Source organism: Halomicrobium katesii DSM 19301, from assembly GCF_000379085.1.
In the GTDB taxonomy this organism is placed as follows: Archaea; Halobacteriota; Halobacteria; order Halobacteriales; family Haloarculaceae; genus Halomicrobium; species Halomicrobium katesii.
On record NZ_KB905378.1, the window covers coordinates 1,468,892 to 1,487,995 of the forward strand.

Below are 19,104 nucleotides of genomic sequence, written 5' to 3' on the forward strand. Positions count from 1 at the left end.
ACACCTAGTACCACCGAATGGCTGGACGAAAAGCGTGTCGGACACGCGTCGACCATTCATCGCCGTGGTCGATCGGTCGCGTCGAGTGGTTCCCACAAGCCCTTTTCTCCTCGGTGGCCTCCCTACGGGTATGAGCGACTTCGACAAAGAGGCCGAACGCGAGAAGCTCCGCGAGAAGTACGGCGACGCACAGTCCGATCGCGAGGCCACCGAGCAGATGAGCGACCTCCTGTTGAAAGGCGCGACGATGACCAACGCCCACTGCAACAACTGCGGCGATCCCATCTTCCGGTACGACGGGCAGGAGTTCTGTCCCACCTGCCAGCAGCCGGTCGACCGCGGCGACGACGCGGGCGACGACACCGGCGACAACATCGAGGTGACGACGCCGAGCGACGACGCGACAGTCCAGTTCGGCGACGCCGACGACCAGCAGTCAGCGTCCGAAGCGGGCAGCCGGCAGCAAGCCGCTGACAGCGCCGGCCAACAGCCGGGAGGATCGGAGGCGGGCAGCCAGCAGCCACCACGTGCGTCCGAAGCCGACAGCCGGCAACCGACTGGCGGTAGACCGTCGAGTGCCGGAGCTGGCCAGAACCAGCGCGACGCTCCGGTCGACGGTCGACACGATGCCACCGGGCCGGCACCCGAAGAGTCCGCCGACCCGCGGAACGCACCGTCGGTCGATCCGGCCGCGACGGGCACGCAGCCGGCTGGCCGCTCCGGCGGAGCCGCCGACGACCCTCGTTCGGCGGCTCCCGACTCGGTCGACGAGCAACTGCAGACCGCACGCGGGCTCCTCGTCCAGACCGTCGAACAGTACGCCCAGCGCGCTCGCGACGCCGACAGCCCGCGACAGGCCCGCGAGTACCTCGAAGCCGCTCGCGAGGCGGCCGAGACGCTCGACGCGACCCGGTACTGAGTACCGAATTCACACGTCGACGACGCCGTCGGCGTGTCAGTGACGACCGCAGGTGCGTCAGTGACGGCCGTAGGTGTCCGCTCGCGGCCCGACCCGCTGCCCGGTCTCGCCCCGGTCGTGGGACTCGATCTCGCTCAGTAGCTCCTCGATCGACGGAAACGACTGTCGACCGTCGGTACCGACGGTCTCGATCAGCCTGAGTTCGTCGCCGTCGGTCCGGAACAGCGCACCGCCGGGGAGCGACTGGAGATAGTCAGCGTAGGGCTCGAACGTTCCGAACGACGGCGAACTCGAAGCCGCTTCGTCGTCTCCCGACTCCGACTCGCCGGGATCGGCCAGGACGGAAAACGGCAACTCGTAGCGTCGCTGCCACACCGCTCCCCGCTCGACGCTGTCGGGCAACACCGCCACGACGGCTGTCGACCGAGACGCGAACGACCCGTACTCGTCCCGGAGCGACTGGACGATCTCGCGACTCAGTGGACAGTAGTGACTTCGCAACAGGACGACGAGGACCCGCTCGTGTTCGCGTGCCAACGTCTCGGAACGGCGCTTCTCTCCGCCGACGCTCGCATCGGGTAGTGTAAATACGATCGATTCGTCTCGTCCGACGCGACACTTGCTCACGCTCTCGTGACCCCCGCGTCCAACTCCAGACCAGACGATAATAAGCCTAACTCACGTATACCTCAGCCGAAATGACGCGGTGGTCCGAGCCCTCCGTTCGTCGTGTTGCGCGTACACGAACACGCTCGCTGGGCGAATCAGTCCTCTCTCGCAGTGATCCGCTGCTCGCGCACGAACACGCTCGCTGGGCGAATCACTGCTCGAACTCGCTCCCCACCACGTCCCGGAACCGCTCGGCTGTCACCTCGCCGACGCCGTCGACGTCCATCAGGTCGTCCTCGCCGGCCGTCATGACGGCCTCGACGCTCCCGAAGTGCTCCAGCATCGCCCGCGCGGTCACGGGGCCGACTTCCGCCACCGACGCGACGACGTACTCCTGTTGCTCGCCCAGCGTCTTGGCCTGTTTCTCGCCGTGGACGCTGACCTCGCGGTCGGACTCTTCTTGCTCGCGGCGAGCGACGGTCTCCAGCAGGTCCGCGGTCTCCTCTTCGTCGGCCGTCTGGAGGACGCTCGCGCCGAAGTCGACCGAGAGCGAGGCCAGCGCCCCCTGAATCGCCTTGTGGTGGACGTTGCGTTCGCCGTAGAGGTCGCCGCCCTCGATCACGACGACGGGGCGGGCGTAGTGGCGCGTCGCGTCGCCGACCTGCTCGAACATCGAGCGGTCGCCGCCGGTCAGCGTATCGAGGAAGTCGCTGACGGTCTTGCGCTCGACCACGACTCGATCCGAGAGCACGTAGTCCCCGACCGCCAGCGTCTCCAGTTCCGTCTGGACGCCCTCGCGGGTCGAGAGATCACGTGCGATCGTCGAGTCGAGTTCTCGCTGGTCGGCGACGATCGCGACGGTTTCGTCGCCGTCGGCGTGTGGCTCCGGCGTCGACCCCTTCGTTTCGTCTGGAACGCCGACTATCTCATCTTCGTCTGCTCTCGTCGCGCCGTCGTCGGCGAAGGCGTCGAGACCGGCCTGTCCGTCACCGTCGGCCGTCTGGCCGTCGGCTTCGGATCGTTCGCCCGTGTTCGACGCTTTCGAGGGCTGGCGCTCGGCGTCGGACGGACCGCCGTCGTTTCCACTCGAAGCGGTGGGTTCGTCCCCGTCGAGACCGTCTCCTCCGGGTTCTCCATCCCGCTCGTCGCCGGTCTGGCCGTCGTCGAACTCACCGACGCCAGTCTGCCCACCCCCCAGTTTCGACTCTAGCTGGCCGGCGACGCCCTTCAGCGTGCGGAGTTCGTCCTCCATGCGTTGCTCGTCCTGTCGGGACTTCCAGAAGTACGCCTCGTCGCGGGTGTCCTCGGCCAGCAGGACGACGACGCGACCCTCGGTCTGGCGGCCGGTCCGTCCTTTACGCTGGATCGAGCGGATCGCCGTCGGCACGGGCTCGTAGAACAACACGAGATCCACTTCGGGCACGTCCAGTCCCTCCTCGGCGACGCTGGTCGAGACCAGCACCTCGAACTCCCCGGCGCGGAACCGGTCGAGCGTCTCCTGTTGCTGGGTCTGTGTCATCCCCTCGCTGCCGTCGGTGTCGCTCTGGCCGACGAACTTCTCGGTCTCGAAGTGGTCGGAGAGGAAGTCGGTCAGCGTCTCGGCGGTGTCTCGGGACTCGGTGAAGACGATGACGCGCTCGCCGTTCTCGATGCCCAGCGTCTCGGCCAGCAACATTCTGGTCCGGCGGAACTTCGGGTGGAGGTCGGTGAAGTTCTCGGCTTTCCGCATGGCTTCCATCACCGTCGGGTCCGAGACGAGTCGCTGGTCGGCCTTGGAGGCTCCCGACGAGCGGGCGGCCTCCTTCTGGCGCTCGAAGTACCGACGCAGCGCCTCGACGCTCTGGGTCTCGGCGTAGGTGACGGCCGTGCGGAGCTTTCGGACCTCGGCGAGCAGGCTCATCCCGCTGTACCCCTCGCTCTGGTCGTTGTCCATCAGCTCGGACAGCTTCCCCTGGATCTTCTGGATCTCGCGCTCGGACACGTCGGGCTGGGTGGTCGAGGTGACGCCCAGCTCTTTGAGCTGTGCGAGCCGGTCGCTGACGACCTCGTTGATCGCGTCCCGGATCTCGATGACGGTCTCGGGCAACTCGATGCGCTTCCACTCGACCTCGGTGTCGTGGGTGTGTTCGGCCACGTCGGCGTCGTCCTCGGTCATCACCGCCACCTCACGCAGGCCGAGGTTCTCACACACCGTGAGGATCTCCTCCTCGTCGCCGCCGGGCGAGGCCGACATCGCCGTCACGAGCGCGTCATCCGCGTCCTCGTGGTAGCGCTCGGCGATGTAGTTGTAGGCGTAGTCGCCGGTCGCGCGGTGACACTCGTCGAAGGTACAGTGGGTCACGTTCGACAGCGAGATGCGATTGCCCACGAGGTCGTTCTCGACGACCTGTGGCGTCGCGATGACGACGCGGGCGTCTTCCCAGAGGTCCGACCGCTTGGCTGGCCGGACCTCGCCGGTGAACACGACGATCTCGTCGTCGGGCACCTGCAGGGCCTCCCGGTAGAACTCGGCGTGTTGCTGGACGAGCGGCTTCGTCGGCGCGAGCAGGAGGGACTTCCACTGCGCGTCCTGTATCCGTTCGGCGGTCACGAGCAAGGAGACCGTCGTCTTGCCCAGGCCGGTCGGGAGACAGACCAGCGTGTGGTCGGCCAGCGCCGTATCGGCCAGCTCGCGCTGGTAGCGCCGCTGTTCGAGTAGTCCCGGCGTCACCAGCGGGTGATCGACGTGGCCGTCGGTGCTCCCCGGATCGGCGTCGGACTGGGCCATCTGTCCGGGTTTTGGCCGGGAATCTGTTTAAGCGTTCGCGTACCGCGGTGAAAGTGGTGCGGCCACTGTAAAGAATATACAGTATGAAAATAAGCGCGTTCGGAGGGTGAAGTATGTCTCATAGTAGAAGGAATCTGCTTACGTCCGTCGGTATGGCGCTGACAGGTTTGTTTTCAGGGTGTACTGGCGACTCTCAGCAAACTCGGGAGCGGCACAGCCAGACAAAATCTGAAATGAGCGTGGAATACGACCCGACGGTGATAGACTTTTCAGCCGAGGTAGCCAGCCAATCGACGAGCGATTCTCCTGCTAGTATCGAAGCGACGCTGACGAATACGGCATCTGAAGCCGTTGAAGTGATATTCGGCCCCACCCTGCTGTATACGCCGGAGTCTGACTCATCACGTTTCGAGTGGTCTAATCAGCTGATCCTGGATCCGAGAACGTCTATCGGTCCGTGGGCCACTCCGGTCGAAACCGACGACGGGTGTCATCGCTTCCCGAGAAACGGAGACCGGTACGTCCGTTCCGAGGTCTGGGGACGGACACTCGATTCGGGAGAATCTGTCCCAGAGGTGTACGACGTGTACACCCACGGTAGTGACCTGCCCTGTCTTCCTGCTGGCAGCCATCGGTATCAAGACGAAATATACGTTGGCGACCGATCAAATCCGGGGATCATCACTCTCGGTCTGAGAGTCGCAGAAAACGGAACGATTACGATAGCAGAATCGTCTGTCGAAGACGCATAGCGGGACAGCATTCCGCTCGATCATCGCAATGTGGCGTTTGGCACGCCCAGCGGGACCTGGACCGCGATCACGATTGTCGAGATCGCCGGACGATAACGTGAGTTCTGAACGTGACCGAGGTATCTGGCGGGGTCTTGCGTCTCCCTCGGAGTTCGCCGTCCAACCGTGATGTGCGTCTCGGGCGACGGTTCTCGCATGACGATTATACGAGGTGGCGGTACCCCATGTGTTCGAACTCGAATTCGACGGCACACCGGCGTCTCGTCGGCCGCCGTCGGCGTCGGACTGGGCCATCTGTCCGGGCTCTGGCCGGGAATCTGTTTAAGCGTTCGCGTACCGCGGTGAAAGTGGACTACGCACACAATTAAGGACCCGACGAGCGAATCTCGACCCATGACTATCTACGAGGCCGAGGTGCCGGGGGTCGGCCACAAGTTCGAGTTCGAACTGGAGGGTGACGCGCGCCTCGTCGTCATCATCCACCACGACGGTAAGCGGGACGTGTACCGTCGGCCCGATCCGGACGCCGACAGCGAGCGGCTGTTCTCGCTGTCGGACAAGCAGGCCCGGCAGTTCGGCTCGATCCTCGAAGGGGCACACTTCCAGCCGGTCGACCTCGACGAGGTCCAGGTCCCGCTGGGTGATTCGCTGATCGAGTGGTACGATATCGCCGATCTCGACGAGGGGCCTCCGATCGTGGGCGAGACGCTCGCGGAGTCGAACCTCCGAGAGGCGATCGGTGTCTCGGTCGTGGCGATCCAGCGCGGGGAGGAGACGATCGCGAACCCCGAAGCGACCGAGACGGTGCGTGCGGGCGACACGCTCGTCGTGCTCGGCACCCGCGAGCAACAGCACGAGTTCGAGGAACTGCTGGACGCATAGATGGCGGCACTGCTCGTCGAACTCGGCGTCGCACTCGTCGCACTCGCGCTTGCCGGTATCGCTGCCAACCGACTTTCGCTGTCGGTGATCCCCGCGTACATCCTCGTCGGCATTCTCGTCGGTCCGAACCCGCCGACAGAGGTGGCTGGGCTCTCGCTCCAGATCGTCGGCTACGGAGAGTTCGTCGAACTGGCCGCCGAGCTGGGGGTCGTCGTGCTGCTCTTTTTCCTCGGGCTGGAGTTCAGCGTCGGTCAGTTGCTGGACGACCGCCGCCGGATCGCCAGTGCCGGAGTCGTCGACTTCGTGCTGAACTTCGGGATGGGGATCGTGATCGGTCTCTCGTTCGGCCGGACGCCACTGGAGACGGTCCTGCTCGCGGGAATCGTCTACATCTCTTCGAGTGCGATCGTCACGAAGACCCTGATCGAGCAGGGATGGATCGCGAACCCCGAAGCCGATCCGGTGCTGGGGACGCTCGTCTTCGAAGACATCCTGATCGCGGTGTATCTGGCGGTCGTCGCGGCGCTCGTCACCGGGACCGGCGGGCTCTCCGGGGCCGTCGTCGACGTGGGCGTCGCCTTCGCCTTCCTGGGGGGGCTCGCTCTCGTGGCGTGGTACGCGACCCGATTCGTCGAGGCGACGTTCGATCTCCCCTCCGACGAGCTGTTCCTCCTGTCGGTGGTCGGGACCGCGACGCTGATCGCCGGTGTAGCGCTCTCGATCGGCGTGAGCGAGGCCGTCGCCGCCTTCTTCGTCGGGACGGCGTTCAGCCAGACGAGCCATACCGAGCGCATCGAACACGTGATCGCACCCGCTCGGGACCTCTTTGCGGCGTTTTTCTTCTTCTCGATCGGGTTACAGACGGACGTGACGCTGCTTGCTGGCGTCGCGGGACTGCTGGCCGTCGCCGTGGTCACGACGACGGTGACGAAACTCACAAGCGGCGCGATCTCGGGTCGGATCTACGGGCTCTCGCCGACCCGGTCGCTGCGGACCGGGCTGGCGCTGATCTCTCGCGGCGAGTTCTCGCTGATCATCGCCGCGCTGGTGGTCAGCGCGGCCGGTTCGGGGAACGACGCCCTCGCCGATTTCGCACCGGTCGTCACGGCCTTCGCCGTGGGCTACGTGCTCGTCATGAGCGTCCTCGGGACGGTCCTGGTCCAGTACGCCGACGTCATCACCGGCCGGCTCGTTCCGTTGCTGGATCGGTAGGCCGACTACAGCGAGAGGGTCGCCATCAGCTCCATCCCGGCGACCATCGCGACGGCCGCCGCCGGTGGAATCGTCAGATTGTCGTCGAGGACGTACCCCGCGACGACGGGCTTGAGGCCGTCGGCCGCGGTCGCGGCCAGGCCGCCGAGCACCGCGGGCACCCAGTGGACGAAAAACGAGGCGATCCCGGTACAGACGCCGAACATCGCCAGCAGGACGTAGGTCTCTTTGGTCAGGCTCCCCGAGCCCAGCAGTCCGCTGATCGGGTCGCCGATCGTCAGCATCAGGATCGCCGGGATCGCGACGTGTTCGGGTGCGAGCAGACCGACGGCGGCGGCGCTGACGAGATAGAGCGCGTAGCCGGCGAGGTTGTCCTGCTCGTACTCGCGAGTGAGCCGGTCGTAGATGGCCCAGTCGAGGCCGACCACCAGGCGGATCACCTCCAGTGCGAGCCCGACCGCCGCGCCCACCACCAGCAGGTACTGGACGGTCCGCCAGTCCGTCAGTTCCAGCAGGTGCAGTGCCGGCAGCCCGGTCCCGCTCGCGTGGACGAGTCGCCTGGCGATCTCGTCGGCCATCTACAGGTCGTCGAAGGTGCGCTCGCCGTCCCGGAGCGCCCTCAGCGTCTCGGGGAGATCGGCGACCGGAACGCGTTTCTGTGCCGTCGTATCTCGCTCGCGGACCGTGACGGTGTCTGGCGCTGCCGGTTCGCCCTCGTCGTCGCGGGCCTCCCCGAGCGTCGCGTAGTCGACGGTGACACAGAACGGCGTGCCGACCTCGTCCTGGCGGCGGTAGCGTCGGCCGATCGCGCCCGAATCGTCGTAGGTCACTGCGAGGCCGGCCGCGCGCAGCTCCTCGACGAGGTCGCGGGCGTACTCGCCCATGCCGTCTCGGTCCATCAGCGGGAAGACGCCGACGGTCGTCGGCGCGACCTCCTGTGGCAGTGCCAGATAGGTGCGTTCCTCGCCGTCGACCTCGTCCTCGCGATAGGAGTGATCCAGCGCCGTGTACAGCGCCCGGTCGATGCCCAGCGAGGGCTCGACGACGTGGGGCGTGATGTGTTCGCCCGACTCGGTGACTTCCTCGACGCCGAAGTCGGTCTTCTCGACGGGGACCGCGTGTGACTCGCCGTCGACCTCGACGACGACCTCCGATCCGTCGAAGGCGTCGGGATCGCGCTCGGCGAGCGCTTCGAGGGCGTCGGCGACCGCGCCGGCCGAGCCGCCAAACTCCGGTCCGAGGTAGCTCATGTCCGGGTCGACCGTCGCTCGCTCGACGGTGACCGGCTCGTCGTACTGCTTGAAGACGGTGAACTCCTCGTCGGAGTAGCTGTCGTGTTTCGAGAGGTCGTAGTCCGAGCGGTAGGCGAAGCCGCCCAGTTCGATCCAGTCGCCGTCGACCTCCGCTTCGGCGTCCCAGCAGTCCGCGGCGTAGTGGGCTCGCTCGCCCGAGAGGTGCTGGCGGAAGCGAAAGCGGTCCATGTCGACGCCGATCGACTCGTACCACTGCTTGGCGACGCCGAGGTAGTAGGCGATCCAGGGCTTGCCGACGACGCCGTCGTCGACGACCTCGCGGATCGTGGCCTCGTAGGGCTGGCCGTCCGCGGCCTCCTGCTCGCGTGCGGGGTAGAAGGGAGCGGTCACGTCCGTGACCGCGGCGAGGTCGGGCTCGTCTTCTTCGGGATCGACGAACAGTTCGAGCTCGGCCTGGGTGAACTCCCGGACTCGCAGCAGGGACTTGCGCGGGCTGATCTCGTTGCGGTAGGCCCGGCCGATCTGTGTGACGCCGAAGGGAAGCTGGTTGCGGGCGTACTCGGCCAGCTGTGGGAACTCGATGAAGATGCCCTGGGCGGTCTCCGGCCGGAGGTAGCCCGGATCGGCGGAGCCGGGACCGATGTTCGTCTCGAACATGAGGTTGAAGTCCTCGATGGCCTGGCCGGCCAGCCCGGTGCCACAGGTCGGACAGACGAGTTCGTACTCGGCGATCAGCTCCTCGACCTCGGCGACCGGGATCGACTCGGCCTCCTCGATGTCGGTGTTGTCCTCGACGATGTGGTCGGCCCGGTGGCTCTCGGCACACTCCGGGCACTCCACGAGCATGTCGTCGAAGCCGTCGAGGTGGCCCGAGGCCTCGAAGACGGGCTCTGGCATCACGGTCGGGGCGTCGACCTCCATGTTGCCCTCCTGGATCGCAAAGCGGTCGCGCCAGGTGTCCTCGATGTTCTGTTTGAGCGCGGCCCCGGAGGGGCCGAAGGTGTAGAACCCAGAGACGCCGCCGTACGCGCCGGCCGACTGCAGGAAAAAGCCCCTGCGCTTGGCCAGCTCGACGAGGTCGCCGCCGTCGCTCATAGGCCCTCCAGCAGATCCATGTCGCGGACGATGCCCACGAGGTCGTCGCCCGAGACCAGCGGGATCTGCTCGATCTCGGCGTCGATCATCAGCTGTGCGGCGTCTCTGGCCGTCTCGCGCTTGCTGACCGTCAGCACGTCTTCGGTCATGAACGCTCGGACGGGCTCGTGTGGGATCTCGACGTTGCGGGTGGGCATGTAGCGGCTCCCGACGGCCTTGACGCTCTCCCACTTCCAGTCGTCGTCGTCACTGGCCATGTTCTCGCCCGTCTCGGCCTCGCCTTCGACCACGCGGGCCACGTCGATGATGTCGACCTCGGTGAGCATGCCACACATCTCTCCCTCGTCGCCCAGCACGACGCCGTAGGGGACCTCCGCGTAGTCGAGTTCGCGTTCGGCGACCGTCAGCGGCGTCCCCGCGTAGACGCAGTTCACGTCTCGGCGGGCCAGCTCGTCCACGCTGGTCGCACCGTCGACGTCGCCGGTGGCGATGGCCCGGATCACGTCCGTGACGGTGATGATCCCTTCGAGGCGACCGTCGACGACGGGGATCCGGCGGGCTCGCTCTTCGACCATCAGGGCCGCGACGGCCTGGATACTGGCGTCGGCGGTGACGGTGGGAACCTCCTCGGTCAGGAGCGCGAGCTGGTCCTCGTCGGGGTTGTTGATCAGGGCGTCACGGGAGACGATTCCGCGGAACGCCTCGCCGTCGTCGGTCTGCTTGATGACCGGTACGGAGGAGAAAGAGCGTTCCTGGAGGTACTCGAGTACGTCGTCACGAGTGCCCGGAATCTCGACGGTGACGACGTCCGAGCGCGGCGTCATGGCGTCTGCGACGTTCATACTATCCCTTGTCCCGTCCCACGTACTAAGTCCTGCCCTTCGGCTTCTCCGGACGGCGACTCCCACCGACCCCCAACACGCACACGCGGAAAATGAAATATAACCACTCACTACGGCCTTCGACGCCTCCCAGATCTAGAAGCGGACACTATCGCCGCTTTTGTTGTTCGCTTACTAACCATATTCCCGGCTTCGTCCGTCGGTTTCGGCACGTTTATATGTGATTGTTACATATTGTCATGCATGGAGCCGGACACGGTCGCCAAAGCGGAGGTGGCAGCGGACGCAGAAGTCATGGGTTCCGTCGAACACGGCCAGACGGACACGTACATCATCGCGGACGTAACGACCGACGACGCCTACCTCACGCTCGATCTCGAAGACGCCGCCTCGCTGCCCGCCTGGCGGTAGACGACGCAGTTCGCGGTACCGACGGCTTTTCGATCACTTCGCTCACCAGTATCTCTTTCCGTGTGAGTAGTCCGCGAGCGCAGCGAGCGAATTCGAGGGGGAGACGGTGGTGTGTCTATTGTGTCATCTGCGTCGCGGTGAGAAAACAAACGTTATCCCCGACGGCGCGAATCGAGAGGGTATGAAGGTACTCGTGACAGACCCCATCGCAGACGCGGGTCTCGAACGGCTCCGCGAAGCGGGCCACGAAGTCGAGACGGCGTACGACGTCGAGGGCGACGCGCTGTTAGAGGCCGTCGCCGACGCCAACGCACTGATCGTCCGATCCGGCACCGAAGTGACCGACGAGGTGCTGTCGGCGGCACCGGACCTGGTCATCGTCGGCCGGGCCGGTATCGGCGTCGACAACATCGACATCGACGCCGCGACCGAACACGGCGTCATCGTCGCCAACGCCCCGGAAGGCAACGTCCGGGCCGCGGCCGAACACTCCGTGGCGATGGCCTTCGCGACGGCGCGTTCGATCCCGCAGGCCCACGAACGGCTCACCGGCGGCGAGTGGGCGAAAGGCGACTATCTCGGCACCGAGGTCAACCACAAGACGCTGGGCGTCGTCGGCTTCGGCCGCGTCGGCCAGGAGGTCGCCAAGCGACTGGGCAGTCTCGGGATGGACATCGTCACCTTCGATCCCTACATCAGCCAGGAGCGAGCGGACCAGTTCGGCGCGGAACTCGTCGACGAACTCGACGAGTGTCTCGCCGCCGCCGACTTCCTCACGATCCACACGCCGCTGACCCCCGAGACCGAGAACATGATCGGCGAGGAGGAGCTCGCACAGCTCGAAGACGGCTACGTCGTCAACTGCGCCCGCGGCGGGATCATCGACGAGCCGGCGCTCGCAGAGGCCGTCGAGGACGGCATCCTCAAAGGCGCTGCCGTCGACGTGTTCGCCGAGGAGCCGCTGCCAGACGACAGCCCGCTGCTGGATGTCGAAGACATCATCGTCACGCCCCACCTCGGGGCCTCCACCGAGGCCGCACAGGAGAACGTCGCCACCTCGACGGCCGACCAGATCGTCGCCGCGTTCAACGACGAGCCGGTGATCAATGCGCTGAACGCGCCGTCGATCGACGAGAGCATCTTCCCGCAGATCCGCCCCTACATCGAACTGGCCGACACGGCCGGCAAGATCGCCGTCCAGCTGTTCGACGGCCAGATGGGCAGCGTCGAAGTCACCTACGCCGGTGACATCGCGGACCAGGACGTGGAACTGGTCACCGCCAGCGCGCTGAAAGGCGTGTTCGCACCGTCGGAGCTGCAGGTCAACGCGGTCAACGCCCCCCAGATCGCCGAGAACCGCGGTATCGACGTGACCGAGTCCAAGACTCGCCAGTCCGAGGACTTCCAGAGTCTGGTGACGGTGACCGTCGGCGACGGCGAAGACAGCGTCAGCGTCTGCGGGACCCAGTTTGCCGGCGAAGACCCGCGGATCGTCCGGATCGACGACCACCGCGTCGACGCCGTCCCCCACGGTCACATGCTCGTCGCTCGCAACCGCGACGAACCGGGGACGATCGGCTTCATCGGCACCGTGCTGGGCGAGTCCGACATCAACATCGCCGGGATGTTCAACGGCCGCGAGGTCATCGGCGGCGAAGCCCTGTCGGTGTACAACCTCGACGAGCCGCCGACGAGCGACGTGCTCGACCGACTCAACGGCGACGAGCGGATCATCGAGACGAAGTACATCTCGCTGGACAACGGCGAATAGCGCCCCTCAGAGTGTCATAAAACAGTTCACAAGGTGATTGATTTCAGAACTGTACAGAATGAATTGCCTTCTCAGTCAGTGTGCAAACTTTTCAGTACTGTTTGTGTGATAGACAGCCAAAATACAGATACCTCCCAACTCTTATCATGAATTAACTGCAATATTTCAGTATGCAGTCCTCGCAAATCCGCACCCTCCACACTGTCTGTAAGCGGTATGGTCCCGGGCGTCTCCCCCACGCAGAGAAGAACGATATCGGTGCGGGATATGCAGCCGCAGCCGCTGCGGTCATTGCAACGCTCCTATACGGAGCAGTAATCAGTGCCATAGAAATATTCACAGCCGGTATCGAAGGAGCATTTGGGATGGTATTTTTTTTTCTCGCGCTTCCCTTTGTCGTCCCAGCTGCATTCCTTGTCGGCGTCATTAGTTGGCGATTGCTACCATCGTATTCTACACCAATCGGCATCGTTGGCGGCGGGTTAGGGAGCATAGCAACATATCTTGTTGCAACTGTACTCTTCGGGGCATTACTGACGGCCATGTCCGCGCTTTCATTGACCGGAGCAGATCCAATTAGCGCCATTACATTCTCCTACGGCCTCCTTGCTACCGCGTTCGTTCTCACATGGTGGGTGACTATTCCGATTGGTTGTCTCGCAGGTTATGTGCATGTAAACGTCGTCAACACGTCCAACTGAACTGAACGGCACTACGTGTGCAAACTTTTTCCACGTCGGGTTCGCCTGGGGCGAACCGCTCGCGCAAAACTTTGATAAAAAAGGCTGCTCTCTCTCTCATACGGACGGTTGTAGGAATTTACCGGTGAGCGTCTACTCCGTGGCGACGCTCACCGGTAAGCAACTACAACTTTCCGTATCATTGGTCGCTCGCGGATGCCACGCTTGTGACTCACCCGCAGCGGCAACTCCTCGCCCTGTATTGAACGATTCGGGTGGTTAGAAGATAGGTATGCCAATCGTTCTATAACACCTTGGACCCTCACAACAGCTTCTCGAACAGCCCCTCGCCGCTCTCGCCTTCCGCTCTCCGCCGTTCCTCGTCCAGTAGCCGCTCGTACTGCTCGACGATCTGCTGGCGCTGTCGCCGTTCACGCGCCAGCTTCGCCTCCAGGTGTTCGATCCGCTCACGGAGCAGCCGCCGTTCGAGCTGGTGGACCGTTCCGACGGAGCCCGACCGTTCGAGTCCGACTGCCGGGGTGTCGCTCCCGGTCGGTGGACCGTCCGATGACATGAGCGTCTGGATAATTCCCACGGCAAAAAAGCCCCGTCGGACGGGCGTCAGCCACTGCGTTCGCCGGTATTCGCCGTCACTCGTCGGCGAGGTGTCGCGGTGGAGAGATAGTGAACTGACAGTCTGCGGCCAGCCGCTGGACCGCCGTGGTTCCGAGGTCGACCGCCGCGAGGCGCTCGGCCAGGGGGTGCTCGCCCAGTTCGAGCGTGGCTGCCTCGCTGTAGAGCCAGCCGCCGACCCGCCCGCGGATCGCCGTCGCCTCGCGCAGGAGCGTTCCGTCGCGTTCGGTGTAGGTGTACCCCGACAGCCCAAACGGGACCTGTGGCGGCCGCTCGACGCTCAAATCGAGGAGTCGCTGGCCGTCGATGTCGACCGTCGTGTCCGTTTGCGACGCTCCGGCGTCGATCTCGATGTCGGCTACCCGCTTGGGATAGCCCCACACCTCGCGGCCGAGTGCCACCGACGCCTCGGTCGTTACCGGCATCGCCCAGACGAACCCGCTCGTGGTACGGGCCTGGCCGGTGAGGACCGGCACCGTCCTCGCCGACCGCTCGACGGCGGGAATCTGGACGCTCACCTCGTCGTAGGGTGCCATCACGTCCTCGCCGATACGGTCGTACGACACCGACAGAATCGTCACTCCACCGCGGCGCGGGGTCACCCGGAGCGGGCGGAGTCGGTCCGGAAGCAGGGCCGTGATCTGCCCGAGGGGTGCCGAGAAGACGGCTCCCGTGATCCGGGCCGACAGCGGCAGTGGCACCTCGACCGCGTGCCCGGTCGAGAGCGTCACCGTCTCCGTGGGCTCGGTCGCGTCGAGATTCATCTCCCCTCGGAAAACCGTCGGATCAGCAGCCGCTGGATGTAGTCCCGAACCGCGTCGGGCAGGAGCCCCGAGAGGACGATCGCCCGCGCCCCCAATCCGACGGTGTATCTGGCCACCGGATCGGAGCTCTCGGCGGCCGCGACGATCCGATTCGCGACCCGGTCGGGGGTGACAGACAGCGGACCGCCCCCGACGACGCCGTTGCCTTCGAGGGACTCGTAGATCCGTTCGTAGCAGCCCGTCCGATCGAAGCCGGCGAGCCGGTCGTGGACGCGGTCGGCGAAGCCGGTTCGCACCCACGCGGGCTCGACGAGGACCACGTCGATTCCCTCAGTGGCCACCTCGACCCGGAGCGCGTCGCTCGTCCCCTCCAGTGCGTGCTTCGAGCCCGCGTAGGCACCCCACCCGGGCGAGGCGACCTGTCCCATGACGCTCGCGACCGTGACGACGGTTCCGCCACCGCGCTCGCGCATTCCAGCGAGCACCGCCTTCGTACACCGGATCGCGCCCCAGTAGTTCACGTCGAACTGCGCACGCATCCGATCGATCGGGACGTCCTCGACGGGCCCCATCTGACCGTAGCCGGCGTTGTTGACGAGGCAGTCGATCCCACCGCTGTCGGTCTCGACCCGCTCGACGACCGCCTCGACGGCCGCGTCGTCGGTCACGTCGAGCACTTCTGTGTGACACCCCTCGCGGGCCAGTTCGTCGAGGCCATCGGCGTCGATATCCGTCGCGTAGACGGTCCAGCCGTTGTCGAGAAACGACTCAGCCGTGGCGCGGCCGATCCCGGAGGCCGCGCCGGTCAGTAATACGGTGGGCATCAGTGGCGTCTCTCTGTCCGTTCGACCGCCGGTCCCAAGACGGTTCCTCTCCGACCCGCTCGAACGGCCGCGGTATCGCTCTCACAGTGGCCGGCTGCCGGGGAACCCCACCGGACTCACACTGCCGGCTGTCACTCTGTCGAGCGAAGCTTTCGATAGAGGTACGCGACGCCGAGACCGGCCCCGACCAGCAGCGGTACTTTCGAGCCCGAGACGGCCTTCGACGCCGCTCGACCGACCGCGTCGACGACCGACGACCCCTCGTCGATGTGCTCTAGGATGGCGTCGGTGTCGTTGGGCACCGGCTCTGGATCGGCCCCTGCCTCGGCGGCGGCATCGGGGTCTTTCAGCAGGTGGCCGGTCGTCAGGCAGACGACCCGCTCGTCGCTGCCGATCTCGCCCTGGGCTCGGAGCTTCCGGAGGCCGGCGACGCTGGCCGCGGAGGCCGGCTCGACGCCGACGCCCTCGCCGGCCAGTGAGCGCTGGGCGTCGGTGATCTCCTCGTCGCTGACCGCGACCGCGGTGCCGCCGGTCTCGCGGATGCCCGGCAGCGCCTTGGGCGCGTTGACGGGGTTGCCGATGCGGATGGCGGTTGCGATGGTCTCGACCTCCTCCCAGCGTCGGACTTCGTCGTTGCCCTCCTCGATGGCCTCGACCATCGGCGCGGACCCTTCGGCCTGGACGCCGGTGATCTTCGGTACGTCCGACTCCTCGATCGCGCCGGCCGCGACGAGTTCGCGGAAGCACTTGTACAGCGCTGCGGTGTTGCCGGCGTTACCGACCGGCAGCACGATCCGGTCGGGGTAGTCGTCGTAGTCGGCGGCGAACTGCTCCATGATCTCCAGGCCGATGGTCTTCTGGCCCTCCAGCCGGAAGGGGTTCAGCGAGTTCAGGAGGTACGCCTCGCCCCGGCCCGCGAGCTCCTGGACGATGTCCAGACAGCTGTCGAAGTTGCCGTCGACTTCGAGGATCCGTGCGCCGTGGAGCGAGGCCTGTGCGACCTTCCCGGCGGCGACCTTGCCGGCCGGCAGGAGAACGAGCGTCTCAAGGTCCGCGCGAGCGCCGTAGGCCGCGAGCGCCGCGGAGGTGTTGCCCGTCGACGCACAGGCGAGTCGGTCGACGCCGACGGCCTGGGCCACGCGGACGCCGACGGTCATCCCGCGGTCCTTGAACGACCCCGTGGGATTCATCCCCTCGTGTTTGATCCGCAGGGCGTCGACACCGACCTCCGCTTCCAGGCGGGGCACCCGGTGCAGCGGCGTGTGTCCCTCCGGCAGCGTCACGCCCTCCTCGAAGGGCAGTGCGTCGCTGTAGCGCCAGACGCCCTCGCCGTCGAAGTCGTCGAACGTCGGCAGGTCCTCGTAGCGAACTTCCAGCAGTCCGTCACACTCGTCGCAGGTGTACCTGACCGCTGCGAACGGCGCGAACGTCTCCCCACACTCGATGCACGTCAGCCAGACGCCGTCGTCGGCGACCCCCGGCGTCTCGTCGGTCAACTGTAGATCGGCCATTGTCGGGGGCGAAGTCCCCTATCGGCAAAAGTGGGGCGGTTGTCGGTTCGCCGTTCTCCCCCGCTCGCTTCGCTCGCCCGATTGAGGATCACCGCAGCTCGCGTGTCGCTTGCGCTCCCGCTCGCATCATCGAGGGTCGTCGCTCGCTACTCACGCCCAGCAGCTCGCGTGTCGCTTGCGCTCCCGCTCGCATCATCGAGGGTCGTCGCTCGCTTCGCTCGCGACGCCCCTCGCTCATCGCTAGAACTCGTCGATCCGATCGTGGACGTACTCTGCCCACTCCTCCAGGGTCTCGTGCATCAAGTCGGCGGCCTCATCGCGAGGTGTGGGCGTGTACTGGTAGACGTGGCCGCCGCTGTCGAGCAGGCGGCGGCGACGCGAGGCCAGCCCCTTCTCGCGCAGCGTCGACAGCGAACGGTTCACGTTCGACCGGTCCCGGTCGAGCTGGTCGGCCAGCTCCTCGACGGTGCTCTCGGGGTAGTCGAGCAGCGTCTCGTAGGTCCGGACCTCGTGGGCCTGGATGCCGAAGACACAGGCCATCACCTCGTCGAGCGACGGCTCGTCGTCGAGCAGCAGTTCTCTGAACCGGTTGGGCGAGGGGTCGGCGGCCATACCCGACGTTGCCGGCCATCGCGGATAAATTGCCGCGTTACCTACAGCTCACTGGCTCGCGTAGCCCTGGTTCTCCAGACAGGTCCGCATCGCCTCGCGGCTCTCGTGGCGGTGGAGTCGCGTGGGGGTGTCACAGTAGAACGTCGAGCCGTCGTAGCGCAGCGTCACCTCGTGGTCCGTACCCAGAAACTCCGTGCGGACGACGAGGCGTTCACCGGATTCCAGCCGGTCGAGCAGCTCCTCGACCGCCAGCTCGCCGGCCGAGACGGTCCGTCGCTCGCTCATTGTCGAGCCCTTCTCCCGGCACCGTCTTGAGCGTTCCCGTCGGCGGTTGGGTCACTCTGTCGACGCTCTCGTCGATCGTTCAGTAGCCCAGTCGGGCCAGCGTCTCGGCCAGCTCCTCGCGGTACTGGTCGCCGAACAGGTGGACGTGGACGAGCAGCGGGGAGAGCCTGTAGATGTAGCGCCGCCGATCCCAGAACGCTGCACCGAGATCGACGCCGCGCTCGCGCTGGTAGCGATCGAAGAAGGCGTCGCCGAACGTCTCCGTCCAGTCGACGTAGGCCAGCTCGACCTCCGGGTGGCCGTAGTAACAGGTGGGGTCGAGAAATGCCGTCACTCGCCGGCCGTCGGTCAGGAGGTTCGTCCGCCACGCGTCGCCGTGCAACAGCGCGGGGGTCTCGGGCTCGCTCAGCAGCGACTCGAAGTCGGCACACGCCCGCTCGACGCGGGTCGCCAGCTCGTCCGACAGCGCTCCCGCCCGGCTGGCCCGGTCACAGATCGACCGTACCCGCTGGTCCCGATAGAACGACACCCAGCGCTCGGTCCAGGGGTTCGGCTGCGAGACCGGGCCGGTGAGCGTGTCGAACGGGAAGCCAAAGGCCCGCCCCGCGACGCGGTGCAGATCGGCCAGCTGCCTCGCCGCGTCGCGCTCGACGGCCGGCGTGATCGTCGACGTGCCCGCCACGTACTCGATACAGAGCAGGTCGGCGTCGGCGTGATACACCTCGGGCACCGGCAGGTCGGACTCCGTAGCGAGGTACGACAGCATCCGACCTTCGATCGAGAGGTCGTGCTCGCCGGTCTTCGCGACCGCGACACGGCCGTCGGCGAGTTCGACGCGAAACACGTCCCCGACCATCCCGCCGTCCAGCCGCTCGCTCGCTTCTACGGACCCGCCGAGGGCCGCTTCGACCGCCGCCGTGGGTGTCGAGGCCATCGTTGACCGTAGCCGTGGCGCGACGGAAAACGTTGCTGTTGCTCGCCGCCAGTGACGAACGGGTACTGTTTCGGATGGAGACCGCCGGACGGGACGCCGACCGTCTGCCGATTCGACGGTTCGGCCGCGGCGACCCGATGCCAAACGTACTCATACGGATTATTGTAGCGATTTACCGGTGATCGTCTACTCCGTGGCGACGATCACCGGTAAGCAACTACAATAAACGGCCTTGTTTAGACGCAGTACAAATCGGCTCTTGCGGCGTATGCTCCGCGAACAGATCGACACGATGAGGCACTCAGGACAGATTTTAGATCAACCGCAACGGCCCGTGACTCGCCGGTT

At 65.8% G+C, this 19,104-nt stretch carries 20 protein-coding genes; 7 read left to right on the plus strand and 13 right to left on the minus strand.

All coding sequences use genetic code 11. The annotated features are described in order from the left end of the window. The first annotated feature begins 130 nt into the window (after positions 1 to 130). On the plus strand, positions 131 to 919 hold the full coding sequence (locus tag HALKA_RS0107895) for an Sjogren's syndrome/scleroderma autoantigen 1 family protein (protein WP_018257471.1): 789 nt from the start codon (positions 131 to 133) through the stop codon (positions 917 to 919). Positions 920 to 976: 57 nt separating this feature from the next. Here HALKA_RS0107895 and HALKA_RS0107900 read toward each other — a convergent pair whose 3' ends face one another. Further along, entirely contained in the window at positions 977 to 1,546 is a 570-nt protein-coding gene (locus HALKA_RS0107900; protein ID WP_018257472.1) for a redoxin domain-containing protein, read from the minus strand. Positions 1,547 to 1,739: 193 nt separating this feature from the next. Next, a complete protein-coding gene (locus HALKA_RS0107905; protein ID WP_018257473.1) occupies positions 1,740 to 4,295 on the minus strand; it encodes a DEAD/DEAH box helicase in 2,556 nt (851 codons plus the stop codon). A 233-nt stretch (positions 4,296 to 4,528) separates the two neighbouring features. Between HALKA_RS0107905 and HALKA_RS20885 the strand changes: the two genes are divergently transcribed. The 3 genes from HALKA_RS20885 (at position 4,529) to HALKA_RS0107915 (ending at position 7,141) form a co-directional block, all read left to right on the plus strand. Beyond that, the gene (locus tag HALKA_RS20885; RefSeq protein ID WP_155119380.1) at positions 4,529 to 5,047 is read left to right on the plus strand and encodes a hypothetical protein; all 519 of its coding nucleotides are present in this window, start codon (positions 4,529 to 4,531) and stop codon (positions 5,045 to 5,047) included. 393 nt (positions 5,048 to 5,440) lie between these two features. After that, a complete protein-coding gene (locus HALKA_RS0107910) occupies positions 5,441 to 5,929 on the plus strand; it encodes a cation:proton antiporter regulatory subunit (RefSeq protein ID WP_018257474.1) in 489 nt (162 codons plus the stop codon). Continuing rightward, the gene (locus tag HALKA_RS0107915) at positions 5,930 to 7,141 is read left to right on the plus strand and encodes a cation:proton antiporter (RefSeq protein WP_018257475.1); all 1,212 of its coding nucleotides are present in this window, start codon (positions 5,930 to 5,932) and stop codon (positions 7,139 to 7,141) included. It abuts the gene before it with no gap. A 5-nt stretch (positions 7,142 to 7,146) separates the two neighbouring features. Here the strand turns inward: HALKA_RS0107915 and HALKA_RS0107920 are convergent, their stop codons facing one another. From HALKA_RS0107920 to HALKA_RS0107930, 3 genes are read right to left on the minus strand one after another with little or no spacing between them, the layout of a single operon-like run. Further along, positions 7,147 to 7,719 carry a hypothetical protein gene (locus HALKA_RS0107920; protein WP_018257476.1) on the minus strand — a complete coding sequence of 191 codons (573 nt, stop codon included), beginning with the start codon at positions 7,717 to 7,719 and terminating at the stop codon, positions 7,147 to 7,149. Beyond that, on the minus strand, positions 7,720 to 9,489 hold the full coding sequence (gene glyS / locus HALKA_RS0107925; protein ID WP_018257477.1) for a glycine--tRNA ligase: 1,770 nt from the start codon (positions 9,487 to 9,489) through the stop codon (positions 7,720 to 7,722). After that, positions 9,486 to 10,331, minus strand: coding sequence for a CBS domain-containing protein (locus HALKA_RS0107930; protein ID WP_018257478.1), 846 nt, complete (start codon positions 10,329 to 10,331; stop codon positions 9,486 to 9,488). The genes glyS and HALKA_RS0107930 overlap by 4 nt, the downstream gene beginning before the upstream one ends. Before the next feature lie 243 nt (positions 10,332 to 10,574). Here HALKA_RS0107930 and HALKA_RS21345 point away from each other — a divergent pair, with 243 nt between their 5' ends. The 3 genes from HALKA_RS21345 to HALKA_RS20325 all read left to right on the plus strand — a co-directional run bounded on the left by HALKA_RS21345 (position 10,575) and on the right by HALKA_RS20325 (position 13,214). Next, positions 10,575 to 10,742 carry a DUF7556 family protein gene (locus tag HALKA_RS21345; RefSeq protein ID WP_015761773.1) on the plus strand — a complete coding sequence of 56 codons (168 nt, stop codon included), beginning with the start codon at positions 10,575 to 10,577 and terminating at the stop codon, positions 10,740 to 10,742. A 181-nt stretch (positions 10,743 to 10,923) separates the two neighbouring features. After that, positions 10,924 to 12,513: a phosphoglycerate dehydrogenase gene (serA, locus tag HALKA_RS0107940; RefSeq protein ID WP_018257479.1), complete on the plus strand. Its 1,590-nt coding sequence runs from the start codon at positions 10,924 to 10,926 to the stop codon at positions 12,511 to 12,513. A gap of 170 nt (positions 12,514 to 12,683) precedes the next feature. Beyond that, positions 12,684 to 13,214 (plus strand): hypothetical protein, encoded by a 531-nt coding sequence (locus HALKA_RS20325; protein WP_080505807.1) that lies wholly within the window; start codon positions 12,684 to 12,686, stop codon positions 13,212 to 13,214. A gap of 301 nt (positions 13,215 to 13,515) precedes the next feature. On the opposite strand, the gene HALKA_RS0107945 is transcribed toward HALKA_RS20325, so the two are convergent. The 8 genes from HALKA_RS0107945 to HALKA_RS0107975 all read right to left on the minus strand — a co-directional run bounded on the left by HALKA_RS0107945 (position 13,516) and on the right by HALKA_RS0107975 (position 18,756). Further along, on the minus strand, positions 13,516 to 13,767 hold the full coding sequence (locus tag HALKA_RS0107945; RefSeq protein ID WP_018257480.1) for a hypothetical protein: 252 nt from the start codon (positions 13,765 to 13,767) through the stop codon (positions 13,516 to 13,518). Between the two features lie 76 nt (positions 13,768 to 13,843). Beyond that, the gene (locus tag HALKA_RS0107950; protein WP_018257481.1) at positions 13,844 to 14,590 is read right to left on the minus strand and encodes an acetoacetate decarboxylase family protein; all 747 of its coding nucleotides are present in this window, start codon (positions 14,588 to 14,590) and stop codon (positions 13,844 to 13,846) included. Beyond that, complete coding sequence (locus HALKA_RS0107955; protein WP_018257482.1) at positions 14,587 to 15,414, minus strand: SDR family oxidoreductase; 828 nt, start codon at positions 15,412 to 15,414, stop codon at positions 14,587 to 14,589. Before HALKA_RS0107955 ends, HALKA_RS0107950 begins: the two co-directional genes overlap by 4 nt. Positions 15,415 to 15,545: 131 nt before the next feature. Beyond that, positions 15,546 to 16,925 carry a threonine synthase gene (thrC, locus tag HALKA_RS0107960; protein WP_018257483.1) on the minus strand — a complete coding sequence of 460 codons (1,380 nt, stop codon included), beginning with the start codon at positions 16,923 to 16,925 and terminating at the stop codon, positions 15,546 to 15,548. 88 nt (positions 16,926 to 17,013) lie between these two features. Continuing rightward, complete coding sequence (locus tag HALKA_RS20895; RefSeq protein WP_155119382.1) at positions 17,014 to 17,163, minus strand: hypothetical protein; 150 nt, start codon at positions 17,161 to 17,163, stop codon at positions 17,014 to 17,016. A 2-nt stretch (positions 17,164 to 17,165) separates the two neighbouring features. Continuing rightward, a complete protein-coding gene (locus HALKA_RS0107965; RefSeq protein WP_018257484.1) occupies positions 17,166 to 17,537 on the minus strand; it encodes a helix-turn-helix domain-containing protein in 372 nt (123 codons plus the stop codon). Between the two features lie 48 nt (positions 17,538 to 17,585). Then, complete coding sequence (locus HALKA_RS0107970; protein WP_018257485.1) at positions 17,586 to 17,822, minus strand: DUF8001 family protein; 237 nt, start codon at positions 17,820 to 17,822, stop codon at positions 17,586 to 17,588. Between the two features lie 79 nt (positions 17,823 to 17,901). Next, the gene (locus HALKA_RS0107975) at positions 17,902 to 18,756 is read right to left on the minus strand and encodes a fructosamine kinase family protein (protein ID WP_018257486.1); all 855 of its coding nucleotides are present in this window, start codon (positions 18,754 to 18,756) and stop codon (positions 17,902 to 17,904) included. Between the last annotated feature and the right edge of the window lie 348 nt (positions 18,757 to 19,104).